This is a genomic window from Jeongeupia naejangsanensis, assembly GCF_016865585.1.
GTDB classification, from domain to species: Bacteria; Pseudomonadota; Gammaproteobacteria; order Burkholderiales; family Chitinibacteraceae; genus Jeongeupia; species Jeongeupia naejangsanensis.
On the sequence record NZ_JAESND010000006.1, the window covers coordinates 156,955 to 171,025 of the forward strand.

Consider the following 14,071-nt stretch of genomic DNA (forward strand, 5'->3'; position numbering starts at 1 on the left):
AAGGAGAAAGCCATGAGTCTGTTGCTCGACATCATCCATCGCCACAAGGCCGGCCAGCCGACCGGGATCTACTCGGTGTGCTCGGCGCACCCGCTGGTGCTCGAAGCCGCGCTGCTGCAGGGGCTGGAGGACGACAGCGCGATCCTGATCGAGGCGACGTCGAACCAGGTCAACCAGTTCGGCGGCTATACCGGCATGAAGCCGGCAGACTTCCGCGATTTCGTACTCGGTCTGGCGAAGAAGGTCGGTTTCGATCCGGCCCGGCTGATCCTCGGCGGCGACCACCTCGGCCCGAACGCCTGGAAGAAGGCTCCGGCGGACGAAGCCATGGCGATGGCCGGCGACATGGTCCGCGATTACGTGAAGGCCGGTTTCCGCAAGATCCACCTCGACTGCTCGATGTCCTGCGCCGGCGATCCGGTGCCGCTGTCCGACGCCGTCGTCGCCGAACGCGCCGCGCAGCTGTGCGCGATTTCCGAAGCTGCCTGGCGCGACGTCGGTGGCGAGGCGCCGGTGTACGTGATCGGCACCGAAGTGCCGGTTCCCGGCGGTGCCAACGAAGAGCTCGGCGAGCTGGAAGTGACGTCGCCGCAGGCCGCCGGCACCACGCTCAAGGTCCACCGCGAGGTGTTTGCCGCCGCCGGCCTTGCCGACACGTTCGAGCGCGTCATCGCCATGGTGGTACAGCCGGGCGTCGAGTTCGACCACCACAAGGTCGTCCGTTACAACGCGGCAAAAGCCGAAACGCTGAGTGCCTTCATCGAATCCGAGCCGCTGGTGTTCGAAGCGCACTCGACCGACTACCAGAGCGACACCGCACTGACCGAGCTGGTGCGCAACCACTTCGCCATCCTCAAGGTCGGCCCGGGGCTGACGTTCGCACTGCGCGAAGCGCTGTACGCACTCGACGTGATCGAACGCGAAACCATCGGCGAACTCGGTGCCTCGCACCTGAAGTCGGTGATCGCGCAGGTGATGCAGGAAGAGCCCGACTACTGGCTGCCGTACTACAGCCAGCCTGGCCACCAGCAGTACCTCGACCGCAACTACAGCCTGTCCGACCGGATCCGTTACTACTGGCCGCACCCGAAGGTCGTTGCCGCGCAGGAAACGCTGTTCGCCAACCTTGCCAAGCAGCCGCTGCTGATGACCCTGGTCAGCCAGTACCTGCCCGAGCAGGCCAAGCGCGTCGCCGAAGGCCGCATCGCCCCGACCGCCGAGGCACTGGTGATCGACAAGGTGATGGAAGTGACCCGCAGCTACGCCCGTGCCTGCGGCATGGCCCGGCCCGCCGACCTGCGGAGGGCTGCATGATGCGTTATCTCGATCACGATCACGACTGGCTCGTCGCCCACGGCGCCATCCACACCGCCCGTGAAATTGCCCAGCAACCGCGGCTGTGGCGCGAAATCACCGCCACGCTGCAGGACTCGGCGGCCGACTGGCAGCCGTGGCTGAACGACCTGCTCGCCACCCCGAACCTGCGCGTGGTGATGACCGGCGCCGGCACCTCGGCCTTTGCCGGCAAGACGCTGGCCCCGGTACTGCGCGAACGTACCGGCCTGCGCATCGACCCGGTGGCGACCACCGACATCGTCGGCGATCCGCAAGCCTGGCTCGATCCGCGCCTGCCGACCCTGCTGGTGTCGTTTGCCCGCTCGGGCAACAGCCCGGAAAGCGTGGCTGCGGTCGAACTGGCCGACCAGCTGCTGCCGGACTGCCGTCACCTGATCCTGACGTGCAACCCGGACGGTGCGCTGGCGCGTTATGCCGCCGGCAACCCGCGGGTGCGCTGCGTGCTGATGCCCGACGGCGCCAACGACCAGAGCTTCGCGATGACGTCGAGTTTCACGTCGATGTTCGTCAGCGCCGCGCTGATGCTCGGCGCGGTACCGCTGGCCGACGCGGCTGCACGGGTCGAGTCGGTCGCCGCACAGTGCGAGGCCAAGCTCGGCGTCTGGCCGCAACGTGCGCGCCAGCTGGCCATCGAAGGCTTCGAGCGCGTCGTCTACCTCGGCAGCAACGGTCTTGCCGGGCTGGCCGAAGAAGCGTCGCTCAAGTTGCTGGAGCTGACCGCCGGCAAGATCGCAACGCGTTTCGATTCGACGCTCGGCGTGCGCCACGGCCCGAAATTCATGATCGACGCCCGGACCTGCGTGCTGGTGTTCATGTCGGCTAAGCCGTACACGCGCCGCTACGACGACGACCTGTACGCCGAACTGGTCGGCAACGGCATCGCGCCGCAGGTGATCGCACTCGGGACCCGGGCCGGTGACACGCTGCCGGTCGAGCTGACCGATGCCGACGACCTGTGGCTGGCGCTGCCTTACCTCTTGTTCGCGCAGCTGTTCGCCTTCGAGGCCTCGCTCGCGGCCGGCCTGACGCCGGACAACCCGTGCCCGACCGGCGAAGTGAACCGCGTCGTCCAGGGCGTGACGATCTACCCGTATCCGAACTGATTCAGGACAAGCGAGAAAAACACCATGCCGAACATTCTCTTGACCCGCATCGACAACCGCCTCGTGCACGGCCAGGTCGGGGTGACCTGGACAGGCAGCCTCGGCGCCAACCTGGTCCTCGTCGCCAACGACGCTGCCGCCAACGACCCGGTGCAGCAGAACCTGATGGACATGGTCGTCGCCGAGGGCGTGCAGACGCGCTACTTCACGCTCGCCAAGACCACCGAAGTCATCCACAAGGCCGCCGACCGCCAGAAGATCCTCATCGTCTGCAAGACGCCGCAGGACGTGCTGGCACTGGTCAAGGGCGGCGTACCGATCACGTTTGTCAACGTCGGCAACATGCACTTCGCCGAGGGCAAGCGCCAGATCCACAAGACGGTGTCGGTCGACGATGCCGATGTGGCGACGTTCCGCGAGCTGGCCTCGCTGGGCGTGACCTGCGAGATCCGCCGCGTTCCCGACGAGGCCGGCGAACTCGTTTCGAAGTTGCTCTGACTCTGGGAGGGGTTGAGACATGTTGATCGAAGCACTGCTGATAGCGCTGCTGGCCGGTTTGGCGGGGGTGGACCTGTTTGACGGGTTGACCCACTTCCACCGTCCCGTGGTGCTCGGCCCGCTGGTCGGGCTGATTCTGGGGGATGTCCATACCGGCCTGCTGGTCGGCGGGACACTGGAGCTCGTGTGGATGGGCATGGTGCCGCTGGCCGGCGCACAGCCGCCCAACGTCGTCATCGGCGGCGTCATCGGCACGGCGTTCGCGATATTGACCAAGGCGGAGCCCACGGTGGCGATCGGGGTGGCGGTGCCGTTCTCGATCGCCGTGCAAGGGTGCATCACCATCCTGTTCACCGCGTTCTCGCCGATGATGCACAAGTGCGACGCGATGGCGAAGAAGGGCAACTGGCGCGGTATCGAGCTGGTCAACTACTTCGGTATGGCCATCCTGTTCTGCTTCTACTTCATCGTGGCCTTCCTGCCGATCTACTTCGGTGCCGATGCCGCAGGCGCGGTCGTCAAGGCCGCACCGCAGTGGGTGCTCGACGGCCTCGGCGTGGCGGGCGGCATGATGCCGGCGATCGGTTTCGCGCTGCTGATGAAGATCATGCTCAACAAGAACTACGTCGCCTACTTCATCCTCGGCTTCGTCGGCGTCACCTACCTGAAGCTGCCGATCCTGGCGATCGCGCTCGGCGCACTGGCGATTGCAATGATCGATTTCTTCAACAGCAACCGCGCCCAGCCGCAGGCTGCCGCTGCCCGGAATGTGGAGGTGGAAGATGGCATTTAACGATAGCGAAGCCGCACTGGCCGCCAAGGCCGAGAAGCGGATGGAACAGGCGCTGGCCACGAGTTCGGTCGAGCGGGACGACTATGTCGACACCACCCCGGCCGAGCCGCTGACCAAGAAGGACATCAACCGCATGGCGTGGCGCTCGCTCGCGCTGCAGGCATCGTTCAACTACGAACGGATGCAGGCCGGCGGCTGGCTGTACACGCTGATCCCGGCGCTGCGCAAGATCCACAAGAACGACGAGGACTTGCGGAACTCGATGAAGATGCACCTCGAGTTCATCAACGTCCACCCGTTCGACGTGACCTTCCTGTCCGGCCTCGTGCTGGCGATGGAGCAGAGCAAGGAGAAGATCTCGACCATCCGCGCGGTCAAGGTCGCGCTGATGGGGCCGCTGGGCGGGATCGGCGACGCGATGTTCTGGCTGACCTGGCTGCCGATCTGCGCCGGCATCGGCGCGGCGCTGGCGCTCGAAGGCTCGATGTTCGGCCCGATCGTCTTCCTGCTGCTGTTCAACGCATTGCACTTCGGCCTGCGCTTCGGTCTGGCGCATTACGGCTACCGGGCCGGGCTGGGCGCGATCAACGTGCTCAAGAACAGCACCAAGAAGATCTCGCACGCGGCGTCCATCGTCGGGATGACGGTGATCGGTGCGCTGGTCGCGTCCTACGTCAGGCTGAGCACACCGCTGGAGATCCACGCCGGTGAAGCCAAGATCGCGCTGCAATCGGGCGTGCTCGACAAGCTGATGCCCAACCTGCTGCCGCTCGGCTTTACGCTCGTGGTCTACTGGCTGATGAAGAAGGGCTATTCGCCGGTGAAGCTGATCGGCCTGACCGTGGTGCTTGGCCTCGTCGGTAAATTTATGGGCTTCCTGTAATCGCCTGCACCCCGGCTGAACGCCGGGGTGTTTGGCGGCGGAAACGACATCGCGGCCAAGGCCGCATGGAGCAAGACGATGATTTCCCTGATCCTGACCGGCCACGGCCGCATTGCCTCCGGCATCCAAGAAGCGATCACCCAGGTGTTCGGCGCACAGGCCGATCTGCATGTTGTCGATTTCCCCGACGGCATGGGTACCGGTGATCTGGAAGCAAGACTGGCCACGGTGCTCGGTGCTTGTACCGGCGAAACCGTGTTCTTTACCGACCTGCTCGGCGGTTCGCCGTTCCGGATTGCCTCGACGCTGGCGCAGGCCCGTCCGGGGACCGAGGTGATCGCCGGGATGAATCTGTCGATGTTCGCCGAAATGCTGTTCGAGCGTGACGACATCGCCACCGCGGCCGAATTCCGCCAGCGGGCGATCGAGGCCGGGCAGGGCGGCATCACCAGTCTGGCCGACCGGCTGGCCCGGCAGCAAAAGCGTGCGGAGGCCGTCGATGGCCTGTGACCCGGTCCGTATCCGCGCCGCACGGGTGCTGACGTCGCAGGGCTGGCTCGCCGGTGGCGTGGTGCATGTCGGCGACGACGGACGCATCCTCGCGGTGAAGGCCGGCGGCGATTTCGACCGGAATCTGGGCGACGCCTGGCTGATGCCGGCGCTGGTCGACAGTCATGTGCACGGCGCGATGGGCGCCGACGTGATGGACGCCAGCCATGATGCGCTCGACACCATGTCGGCCTACTTTGCCCGCTGCGGCGTCGGGGCGTTTGCCGCAACCACGGTCACCGCACCGGTCGAAGCGATCGAAGCCGCCATCGTTCAGGTGCGCGACAGCCGCAAGCATGGCGTATCCGGTGCCGAAATCGTCGGGACGTATCTCGAAGGGCCGTATTTCACCGCCAAGTGCTGCGGCGCGCACCCGGTGCCGCTGATGCGGCCGATCAGCGTGCCCGAACTGGCGCGCTGGCATGCGCTGGCCGACGGTTCGCTCAACACCGTCGCACTCGCGGCCGAACTGCCCGGTGCCGACGAAGCAATCGCCTGGCTGCGCGAGCGCGGCGTGCGCACGCTGATCGGCCATTCGGACGCCAGTTACGACGAAACGGTCGATGCGATGCTCGCCGGTGCGCGCGGCGTCGTCCATTGCTACAACGGCATGCGCGGGCTGCACCATCGCGATCCGGGCGTCGTCGGCGCCGGGCTGACCCGGCCCGAGTCCGACGTCGAACTGATCGTCGACGGCCATCACGTCCACCCGGCGGCGGCGCAGATCGCGCTCAGCAGCGCCGGCGAGGAGCGGCTGATCCTGATCACCGACGCGATGCGCGCCACCGGCATGCCCGAGGGCGATTACCGGATCGGCGAGATCACCGTGCACATGAAGGCCGGCGTGGTGCGCACCGATGCCGGCGGCCTGGCCGGCAGCACCGCGCACCTGATCGACGCGGTGAGGCACGCAATGGACTGGTTCGGCCTGCCCATCGAGCGCGCGTGGGCGCTGGCAAGCCGCAACCCGGCGCGCGCGCTGCGCCGGCCCGATCTGGGCAGCATCGCCCCTGGGCAGACCGCCAGCCTGACGGCGATCACGCCGCAGTGCGAGGTCATCGCGACCTGGGTGCAGGGCCGCAGCGTATTCGGCTGAAAACCGAGTTCAGACCCCCGGTGCCGCCTACCCTCGACACCGATCTCGCCCCGGGCTTGCCCGGGGCTTTTTTTCTGCTCAGCGCGAGATCAGCAGGCCGAGCGCATCGCGCATCGGGCCGTCGACGTAGTCGGCCAGCGCGTTGAGGCGACGCTGAGCGAGCACACGTTCGCCACGGACTTCACCGGCGCGGCTGGTGAAATCGTCGGGCAGTGCCTCGAGCGCGCGGCGTGCGTCGTCCAGCCGCCCGTTCAGCGTGCTGACGACTTCGTCGCGGTTGCGGCTTTGCAGATAGTCATCGAAGCCCATGCCGCCCGGAGCACCGAGCAGGACGGCGCGGATGCTGTCGAAACTGGCGAGCAGGCTGGCGCGGGACTGGCCGGCGAGCGCGTCGGGGAATCGCGATGCGGGCGGAGCGACCTCGTCCTTGGCCAGCTTCCAGCCGGCCAGTTCGCGCAGGCCGGCCACGCTGCGGGTGAGCATTTCGGTCATCAGCGGGCGCGGATAGGTCGGATCGTAATCGAGGCCGCGGCGCAGGCCCTGCCATTCCATCACCAGAATCTGCGACTGGCGGGCGAGGGAGGCTGCTTGCCACTGGGTGAACCCGCAGCTGCGTCCCGATTTGAGCTGCGCCAGCTGTTGGGCCGGTGCTTGGCCGAAAAGCTGCGCTTCGATGGCCGGCAGGCCGCTGCCGCCCTTGGGCTGGCGGGTCCATTGTTCGAACGAGTACGGCTCGGCCGGCTGCGCCGGTGTTGCGGCGAGCGACGCGGCCAGTACCTTGGCGTCGAGCGGCCACGGATCGATCCGGTTGATGAATTCGTCCTGACGCAGCGGACCGACGCGATCGCTTTCGACCCGGCGCCAGGCAAGGGAGGTGTTGCGCCAGGCCGATTGCGCTGTGGCCAGCGCCTCGGCATCCGGGCGCGTACAGAGTGCGTCGACACTGCGTTGCAGCCTGGCCGATTCGGCCTGCAACGCTTGCAGACCGGGCAGGTAGACCTGATCGGCCAGCGAGCGGACCAGAACCGGAATCTGCAGCGGTGCCGGCTCGCCGGCTGGCTGGCTGGTGGCGAAGGCGGGTGCGGACAGCAGGACGAGCAAGGCGCAGAGCGGTAATTTCATTATCGTTTTCCGAGGTGTTGTCTCCCGCGCCTTTCTTACCACAAGTGCTTACGCCGCGCAGCCAGCGCGCCGCCGGCCGGTGCCGCCGGCGCACGGTGCTTGCCAATGGCGACGCTTGCGGCAACACTGCGCCGGGAACGAATCGCCCCGACGGGCGGTCAGCTGTTTGTTTAAAGGAGCAATCATGGCGTTTTACTTCCGGGCCGACGACGTGCCCGAACTGCGTGGCCTGTCGAAATGGGACCAGCGCGTGTTGTTGCGCGGTACCTTTCTGAAAGAGCGGGCGATTTCGACACTGGTGCTGCTGCTGATCGTGATCGGCTCGATCCAGTTCGTCATCAATCCGCTGGTCGAATCGCTGGCGCCGGGCTTCCGCAACAACTCGCTCGGCTACGCGGCGGTGCTGATCGTCTGGCTGCTGGCGCTGATGAGCACCCGCGACATCGTGATGATGAACATCCTGCGGCCGAAGATTGCCGCCAAGCGCGCGCAGCAGCAGGCCGACGAGCTGGCTGCGGTCAAAGCACTGAACGAAGGAAACAATGCGGCCGAGTAAGCCGGTACTCTGGGCCATGCTCGCGCTCTGCGCGGGAACGGCCCAGGCCGCGACGATCGCCGTCGATGTCGGCCACTATCTCGCCGCACCGGGCGCGACCAGCGCCTACGGCGAGACCGAGTTCGGCTACAATCTGGCGCTGGCGAAGGTCGTCGCGCAGCGTTTGCGTGCCGACGGTCACGTCGTGCTGCTGATCGGCGCCGGTGGCGACATGGACAGCCTGCGTGCGCGGCCGGCAATGGCGTCCGGCGCCGACCTGTTCATCTCGATCCACCACGATTCGGTGCAGGAACGCTATCTGTCGACGTGGACCGTCGCCGGCAAGGCGCAGCGCTACAGCGATATCTCGCACGGCTATTCGGTCTTCGTCTCGAAGGACAACCCGCGCTACACCGAGAGCCTGGGGTGTGCGGAGGCGGTCGGCAGCGCGATGAAGCGCGCCGGTTTTGCACCCAACCTGCATCACGTGATGAACGACGCCGGCGAAGGCTATGCCGTGCTCGACCCGGATCTGGCCGTCTACCAGTCATCGCTGATCGTGGTGAAGTACGCGACGGTGCCGGCACTGCTGCTCGAAGCGGGCGTCATCATCAACCGTGACGAAGCACTTGCGATGAAACAGCCGGATACACGCCGCCGCGTTGCCGATGCGGTTGCGTCGGCGATGTCCTGCCTGACCCCGGAATGAAAAACCCCGCCGGGGTGGCGGGGCAAACGGCGCAAACCGTGATGACGTTTAGTCATTCACGCCGGTATGCGTACCGGTGTGAACGGTTGCGGTACTGACGGCTCAGATCACGCCCTGTGCGAGCATCGCGTCGGCCACCTTGACGAAGCCGGCGATGTTGGCGCCGTCGACATAGCTGACGCTGCCGTCGTCGCGCCGGCCGTAGCGCAGGCAGTCGGCGTGGATGCCCTGCATGATCTGCAGCAGCCGCGCATCGACCTCGTCACGCGTCCACGACAGGCGCATCGCGTTCTGGCTCATTTCCAGCCCCGACGTTGCCACGCCCCCGGCGTTGCTGGCCTTGCCCGGTGCATACAACACGCCGTGCTCGACGAAGATCCGGACCGCGGCAGCGGTTGACGGCATGTTGGCGCCTTCGGCCACGCACTGCACGCCGTTGGCAACCAGCTGGGCGGCATCCTGACCGTCGAGTTCGTTCTGCGTCGCGCAAGGCATCGCCACATCGACCGGCACGTGCCACGGCCGCACGCCGGGGGCGTATTCGAGCCCGAGTTTCTGCGCGTAGTCGCTGATCCGGCCGTAGTGGCGGTTCTTGATCTCCTGCAGGAAGGCGAGCTTGTCCGGGGTGAAGCCGTCCGGATCGATCACGGTGCCGGCCGAGTCGGACGCCGTCAGCACCCGGGCGCCGAGCGCCATGGCCTTCTCGATCGCGAACTGGGCGACGTTGCCCGAGCCTGAAACGGCAACGCGCAATCCTTCGAGCGAGCGGCCGGCGTGGCGCAGCATCTCCTCGGCGAAATAGACCGTACCGTAGCCGGTGGCTTCCGGCCGCATCACCGAACCGCCGAACGACAGCCCCTTGCCGGTGAACACGCAGTCGGCGCGGTTCGAGAGTTTCTTCATCATGCCGGCCATGTAGCCGACCTCGCGCGCGCCGACGCCGATGTCGCCGGCCGGAATGTCGGTATCGGCGCCGACATGGCGATGCAGCTCGGTCATGAAGGCTTGGCAGAAGCGCATCACCTCGCCGGGGCTGCGCCCCTTGGGGTCGAAGTCCGAGCCGCCTTTGGCGCCGCCCATCGGCAGCGTCGTCAGCGCGTTCTTCAGCGTCTGTTCGAAGGCGAGGAACTTGAGTACCGACAGGTCGACCGACGGGTGAAAGCGGATGCCGCCCTTGTACGGGCCGATGGCCGAGCTGTGCTGGACGCGATAGCCGCGGTTGACGCGGACCTCGCCGTGGTCGTCGACCCAGGCGACGCGGAAGATCAGCGTCCGCTCTGCCTCGACCAGCCGGTCGAGCAGGCCGTGCTCGGCGTAGCGCGGATGCAGCTGGATGAAGGGCCACAGGCTTTCGATGACTTCGGTGACCGCCTGCAGGTATTCCGGCTGAGCCGGATTGCGGTTGGCCACGAGGGCGAGGAATTCGCTCGCTTGCCGGTACTTCATTGCGCACTCCCTAGTAGACCGGATGGTCTCGTCGGGTGTGAATAGTACGGCGTGCGGCCTGCGGGCTTATTGATCCTGCGCAGGCCCGGTCGATCAGGATTGCGGCGGGGACGCGATCGCCTTCTTCAGGACCCGGCTGCCGTCGATGGCAATCCACGCGATCGACAGCGCCACCAGCACCATGGCGATCCGCAGACCGGCCTGTTCGGCGACGAAACCGATCAGCACCGGACCGACCAGCATGCCGACATAGGCCAGCCGCGCCACGGCGGCGATGGCTTCGCCGGCATGGATGCCCGGCAGCCGCGACGCAGCAACAAAGAAAATCGGCACCAGATTGGCGCAGCCCAGCCCCATGAACAGAAAACCGGTCAGTGCGACCCAAGGGTTGGGCCAGGTCAGTGCCAGCACGATGCCGGCGAGGCCGACGCAGCCGCTGATCATCAGCAATTTGAGCATGCCGAGTCGCGCGCGCAGCGCGTCGCCGCTGAAACGGCCGATGGCCATCCCGCCCGAGAACGTCGCATAGCCGAAGCTTGCCAGTGCAGCCGACTGTGCCACGTCGCGCAGATAGATCGCCGTCCAGTCGTACATCGCGCCTTCGGCGACCAGACCGAGAAAGGCGAGGAAACCGATCACCCACAGCAGTCGGCCCGCGTGGGCGTGCTTTTCGCTACTGCCGGTGCTCATGGCCGGATCGGCGATCAGCTTCGGCCGCGCAACCAGGCCGACGATCGCGATCAGCACGCCCATGCCGACGCAGTGCAGCCATGGCGGTACACCGAGCGAAATGAGCCCGCCGCCGACGCTGGCACCGACCATGCCGCCGACGCTGAACAGCCCGTGCAATGTCGACATGATCGGCTTGTCGCTGCCGGATTCGACGGTGGCGGCCTGGGCGTTCATCGCCACGTCATAGGCGGCGTTGGCAATACCGAAGCCGATCAGCACCGCCAGCGTCAGCCAGAAGCTCGGCATCAGCATCAGCAAGGCCGTCGTGGCCGCAAAGCACCACGCCGAGACGCCGACGACGCGGTCGCTGCCGATGCGCGCGATCAGCTTGCCGACGGGCTGCATCGCGATGATGGCGCCGAAGGCAACGGCGAACATCGCGACCGACAGCCATGCCGGAGACAGGGCGAAGCGGTCACGCAGTGTCGGAATGTGGATACCCCAGGTGGCATAGGTGGCGCCGGCGATGAAGAACAGGGCCATCGTGGCGTAGCGGGGGGCGGTGCGAGGGGGGAGCGTCTGGCGTTGCATGGCGGTTCAAAGCGGTTTCACCCGGACATTATGCCGTTTTTGACTCCGGCCCGTTGCGCTGCAGCAGCCGTTCCCGACCGCCCCGCGCATATGAACGGCAAGAACGGGTACAAGGCAGGCAGAGCCGGGCGGCTTTGGTAGAATCATCGCTTTCCCGATTGCCGACCGACACTGCCATGCGCACTTCGCAACTGTATATCTCGACCCTCAAGGAAGCTCCGAGCGAGGCCGAACTGATTTCGCACAAGCTGATGCTGCGTGCGGGCCTGATCAAGAAGCTCGGTTCGGGCCTCTACACCTGGATGCCGCTGGGCCTGAAGGTGCTGCGCAAGGTCGAAGCGATCGTGCGTGACGAAATGAACAAGGCCGGCGCGCAGGAACTGTTGATGCCGGCGGTGCAGCCCGCCGAGCTGTGGCAGGAAACCGGTCGCTGGGACCTGTTCGGCCCGCAGATGCTCAAGATCACGGACCGCCACGACCGCAATTTCTGCTTCGGCCCGACGCACGAAGAAGTGATCACCGACATCGCCCGCACCGAACTGCGCTCGTACAAGCAGCTGCCGGCGAATTTCTACCAGATCCAGGTCAAGTTCCGCGACGAGATCCGCCCGCGTTTCGGCGTGATGCGCGCGCGCGAATTCACCATGAAGGACGCGTACTCGTTCGACGCCAGCTTCGAAGGCCTGCAGGTCACTTACGGCAAGATGCATCAGGCGTACTCGAACGTGTTCACGCGCCTCGGCCTGAAGTTCCGCGCGGTCGCGGCCGACAGCGGCGCGATCGGCGGCGACGGCTCGCACGAATTCCACGTGCTGGCCGACGCCGGTGAAGACTTGCTGGCTTACTGCCCGGATTCGGACTTCGCCGCCAACGTCGAACTCGCCGAAGCGCTGGCACCGACCGCACCGCGTGCCGCACCGACCGAAGCGCTGCGCGACGTCGACACGCCGAAGCAGACGACCTGCGAGGATGTCGCCAAGCTGATGGAAATCGGCATCGAGAAGACCGTCAAGCTGATCGCGCTGGTCGCCGGCGACGGCCGCTTTGTGATCGCGCTGATTCGTGGCGACCATTCGCTCAACGAAGTGAAACTGTCCAAGGTCGACGGCATCGGCGAATTCCGCTTTGCCACCGACGAGGAAATCCGCGCCAAGTTCAACTGCCCGCCGGGCTTCCTCGGCCCGGTCGGCATCGCCGCCGACATCCAGGTCATCGCCGACCGCACCGTCGCGGCGATGAGCGATTTTGTCGTTGGCGCCAACAAGCCGAAACTCCACATTGCCGGCGTCAACTGGGGCCGCGATCTGCCCGAGCCGCACGTCGTCGCCGACATCCGCAACGTCGTTGCCGGTGATCCGAGCCCGGACGGCAAGGGTTCGATCGAGCTGTGCCGCGGCATCGAAGTCGGTCACATCTTCCAGCTGCGCACCAAGTACTCGGCCGCGATGAACTGCCTGTTCGTCAACGAGAACAACCAGCAGGAACCGATGGAAATGGGCTGCTACGGCATCGGCGTGTCGCGCATCGTCGCCGCAGCGATCGAGCAGAACTATGACCAGCGCGGCATCATTTTCACCCCGGCGCTGGCTCCGTTCGCGGTCGCCGTCGTCGCGGTCGGTTATCACAAGTCCGAAGCGGTGAAGGCTGCTGCCGACAAAATGTATGCCGAACTCGTCGCTGCCGGCGTCGACGTGCTGCTCGACGACCGCAATGAGCGCCCGGGCGTGATGTTCGCCGACATGGAACTGATCGGCATTCCGCACCGCGTCACCATCGGCGACAAGGTACTGGCCGACGGCCAGGTCGAGTACGTCGCCCGTGCCGGTGGCGAGATGCAGAAGATCGCACTAGGCGAAGCTGTTGCCTTCGTGCAGCAGCAATTGGCATAAATCGACGATAGCCTTGCCGATTGCTGCAACGGGGCTTAGCGTCTGACGCTGGCCCCGTTTTTCATTCCGGGCGTCCACATCACCCGCTGGCTGCAGCGTTTGCCGTACTACCTTGTACTGTACGGCGCTTCGAACGCCTTGCCAGCCGCATCGTGTGGGCCGCTCTTCATTTCCGTATCCATCCTCCTATGAACAAGCTTGCCCTTGCCGCCATCCTGTCGCTGTCTGCCTGTACCGCCTTTGCCGGTGCACAGAAGGAAGAGGCCTTGTCGGCGTCGGTGCAGTCGGCAATGTCGCGCGCGATCGGCGAGGGCGTGCAGGCGAAGCTGATCTTCCCGACCCAGGCAGAGGCCGACGCGTGGATGGCGGAGATGAGCGCGAAACTGGAAAAGCGCATCCCCGACGAATTCATGCGTCGCAAGGTGCTGACCGCGGTGCAGTACGAAGCGACCCGCGCGGGGCTCGATCCGCAGCTGGTGCTCGGCCTGATCCATATCGAAAGCGGCTTCAACCGCTATGCGATCAGCCCGGTCGGCGCACGCGGACTGATGCAGGTGATGCCGTTCTGGCAGCGCGTGATCGGCACGTCGGACCAGAACCTGCTCGATGTGAACACCAACCTGCGCTACGGCTGCACCATCCTGCGCCACTATCTCGATATCGAGAACGGCGACCTGTTCCGCGCGCTTGGCCGCTACAACGGCAGCCTTGGCCGCGCCGAATACCCGAACCTCGTTTACGGTGCGTGGAAGAACAACTACGTCTGGAATGGCGCCGGCAACAGCATCGCGCAGCGCTGACGCTCCGGCGGTTTCGGCAAGGGAGGGGG

At 65.9% G+C, this 14,071-nt stretch carries 14 protein-coding genes; 11 read left to right on the forward strand and 3 right to left on the reverse strand.

The window, feature by feature from the left end; translation table 11 throughout:
* The first annotated feature begins 12 nt into the window (after nucleotides 1-12).
* From JMJ54_RS12990 to nagA, 7 genes are all read left to right on the forward strand, one after another.
* On the forward strand, nucleotides 13-1,314 hold the full coding sequence (locus JMJ54_RS12990; RefSeq protein WP_203538982.1) for a D-tagatose-bisphosphate aldolase, class II, non-catalytic subunit: 1,302 nt from the start codon (nucleotides 13-15) through the stop codon (nucleotides 1,312-1,314).
* Nucleotides 1,311-2,459, forward strand: coding sequence for an SIS domain-containing protein (locus JMJ54_RS12995; protein WP_239000076.1), 1,149 nt, complete (start codon nucleotides 1,311-1,313; stop codon nucleotides 2,457-2,459). The genes JMJ54_RS12990 and JMJ54_RS12995 overlap by 4 nt, the downstream gene beginning before the upstream one ends.
* A gap of 24 nt (nucleotides 2,460-2,483) precedes the next feature.
* Nucleotides 2,484-2,957: a PTS N-acetylgalactosamine transporter subunit IIB gene (gene agaV / locus JMJ54_RS13000; protein ID WP_070528418.1), complete on the forward strand. Its 474-nt coding sequence runs from the start codon at nucleotides 2,484-2,486 to the stop codon at nucleotides 2,955-2,957.
* A 19-nt stretch (nucleotides 2,958-2,976) separates the two neighbouring features.
* Nucleotides 2,977-3,750, forward strand: a complete 774-nt coding sequence (agaW, locus tag JMJ54_RS13005; RefSeq protein ID WP_189461428.1) for a PTS N-acetylgalactosamine transporter subunit IIC — start codon at nucleotides 2,977-2,979, stop codon at nucleotides 3,748-3,750.
* The gene (locus tag JMJ54_RS13010; RefSeq protein ID WP_203538983.1) at nucleotides 3,740-4,633 is read left to right on the forward strand and encodes a PTS system mannose/fructose/sorbose family transporter subunit IID; all 894 of its coding nucleotides are present in this window, start codon (nucleotides 3,740-3,742) and stop codon (nucleotides 4,631-4,633) included. The genes agaW and JMJ54_RS13010 overlap by 11 nt, the downstream gene beginning before the upstream one ends.
* Before the next feature lie 78 nt (nucleotides 4,634-4,711).
* Nucleotides 4,712-5,143: a PTS galactosamine/N-acetylgalactosamine transporter subunit IIA gene (gene agaF, locus JMJ54_RS13015; RefSeq protein ID WP_203538984.1), complete on the forward strand. Its 432-nt coding sequence runs from the start codon at nucleotides 4,712-4,714 to the stop codon at nucleotides 5,141-5,143.
* On the forward strand, nucleotides 5,133-6,278 hold the full coding sequence (gene nagA, locus JMJ54_RS13020) for an N-acetylglucosamine-6-phosphate deacetylase (protein ID WP_203538985.1): 1,146 nt from the start codon (nucleotides 5,133-5,135) through the stop codon (nucleotides 6,276-6,278). The genes agaF and nagA overlap by 11 nt, the downstream gene beginning before the upstream one ends.
* A 78-nt stretch (nucleotides 6,279-6,356) precedes the next feature.
* On the opposite strand, the gene JMJ54_RS13025 is transcribed toward nagA, so the two are convergent.
* Nucleotides 6,357-7,400, reverse strand: coding sequence for an imelysin family protein (locus tag JMJ54_RS13025; RefSeq protein ID WP_203538986.1), 1,044 nt, complete (start codon nucleotides 7,398-7,400; stop codon nucleotides 6,357-6,359).
* A gap of 184 nt (nucleotides 7,401-7,584) precedes the next feature.
* Between JMJ54_RS13025 and JMJ54_RS13030 the strand changes: the two genes are divergently transcribed.
* On the forward strand, nucleotides 7,585-7,956 hold the full coding sequence (locus tag JMJ54_RS13030) for a hypothetical protein (RefSeq protein WP_203538987.1): 372 nt from the start codon (nucleotides 7,585-7,587) through the stop codon (nucleotides 7,954-7,956).
* Nucleotides 7,943-8,644, forward strand: coding sequence for an N-acetylmuramoyl-L-alanine amidase family protein (locus JMJ54_RS13035; protein WP_203538988.1), 702 nt, complete (start codon nucleotides 7,943-7,945; stop codon nucleotides 8,642-8,644). Before JMJ54_RS13030 ends, JMJ54_RS13035 begins: the two co-directional genes overlap by 14 nt.
* 102 nt (nucleotides 8,645-8,746) lie before the next feature.
* On the opposite strand, the gene gdhA is transcribed toward JMJ54_RS13035, so the two are convergent.
* Nucleotides 8,747-10,090 (reverse strand): NADP-specific glutamate dehydrogenase, encoded by a 1,344-nt coding sequence (gene gdhA / locus JMJ54_RS13040; RefSeq protein ID WP_203538989.1) that lies wholly within the window; start codon nucleotides 10,088-10,090, stop codon nucleotides 8,747-8,749.
* Between the two features lie 93 nt (nucleotides 10,091-10,183).
* Nucleotides 10,184-11,353 (reverse strand): MFS transporter, encoded by a 1,170-nt coding sequence (locus JMJ54_RS13045; RefSeq protein ID WP_203538990.1) that lies wholly within the window; start codon nucleotides 11,351-11,353, stop codon nucleotides 10,184-10,186.
* Nucleotides 11,354-11,529: 176 nt separating this feature from the next.
* Between JMJ54_RS13045 and JMJ54_RS13050 the strand changes: the two genes are divergently transcribed.
* Nucleotides 11,530-13,242: a proline--tRNA ligase gene (locus JMJ54_RS13050; RefSeq protein WP_203538991.1), complete on the forward strand. Its 1,713-nt coding sequence runs from the start codon at nucleotides 11,530-11,532 to the stop codon at nucleotides 13,240-13,242.
* Nucleotides 13,243-13,430: 188 nt separating this feature from the next.
* The gene (locus JMJ54_RS13055; protein ID WP_239000077.1) at nucleotides 13,431-14,042 is read left to right on the forward strand and encodes a lytic transglycosylase domain-containing protein; all 612 of its coding nucleotides are present in this window, start codon (nucleotides 13,431-13,433) and stop codon (nucleotides 14,040-14,042) included.
* Nucleotides 14,043-14,071: the final 29 nt, after the last annotated feature.

Coding starts and splice junctions, on each gene's coding strand:
- JMJ54_RS13045 (WP_203538990.1), bottom strand. CDS start 11,353: ATGCAACGCCAGACGCTCCCCCCTCGCACCGCCCCCCGCTACGCCACG.
- JMJ54_RS12990 (WP_203538982.1), top strand. CDS start 13: ATGAGTCTGTTGCTCGACATCATCCATCGCCACAAGGCCGGCCAGCCG.
- JMJ54_RS13010 (WP_203538983.1), top strand. CDS start 3,740: ATGGCATTTAACGATAGCGAAGCCGCACTGGCCGCCAAGGCCGAGAAG.
- JMJ54_RS13030 (WP_203538987.1), top strand. CDS start 7,585: ATGGCGTTTTACTTCCGGGCCGACGACGTGCCCGAACTGCGTGGCCTG.
- JMJ54_RS13035 (WP_203538988.1), top strand. CDS start 7,943: ATGCGGCCGAGTAAGCCGGTACTCTGGGCCATGCTCGCGCTCTGCGCG.
- JMJ54_RS13050 (WP_203538991.1), top strand. CDS start 11,530: ATGCGCACTTCGCAACTGTATATCTCGACCCTCAAGGAAGCTCCGAGC.
- JMJ54_RS12995 (WP_239000076.1), top strand. CDS start 1,311: ATGATGCGTTATCTCGATCACGATCACGACTGGCTCGTCGCCCACGGC.
- JMJ54_RS13055 (WP_239000077.1), top strand. CDS start 13,431: ATGAACAAGCTTGCCCTTGCCGCCATCCTGTCGCTGTCTGCCTGTACC.
- gdhA (WP_203538989.1), bottom strand. CDS start 10,090: ATGAAGTACCGGCAAGCGAGCGAATTCCTCGCCCTCGTGGCCAACCGC.
- agaV (WP_070528418.1), top strand. CDS start 2,484: ATGCCGAACATTCTCTTGACCCGCATCGACAACCGCCTCGTGCACGGC.
- JMJ54_RS13025 (WP_203538986.1), bottom strand. CDS start 7,400: ATGAAATTACCGCTCTGCGCCTTGCTCGTCCTGCTGTCCGCACCCGCC.
- nagA (WP_203538985.1), top strand. CDS start 5,133: ATGGCCTGTGACCCGGTCCGTATCCGCGCCGCACGGGTGCTGACGTCG.
- agaF (WP_203538984.1), top strand. CDS start 4,712: ATGATTTCCCTGATCCTGACCGGCCACGGCCGCATTGCCTCCGGCATC.
- agaW (WP_189461428.1), top strand. CDS start 2,977: ATGTTGATCGAAGCACTGCTGATAGCGCTGCTGGCCGGTTTGGCGGGG.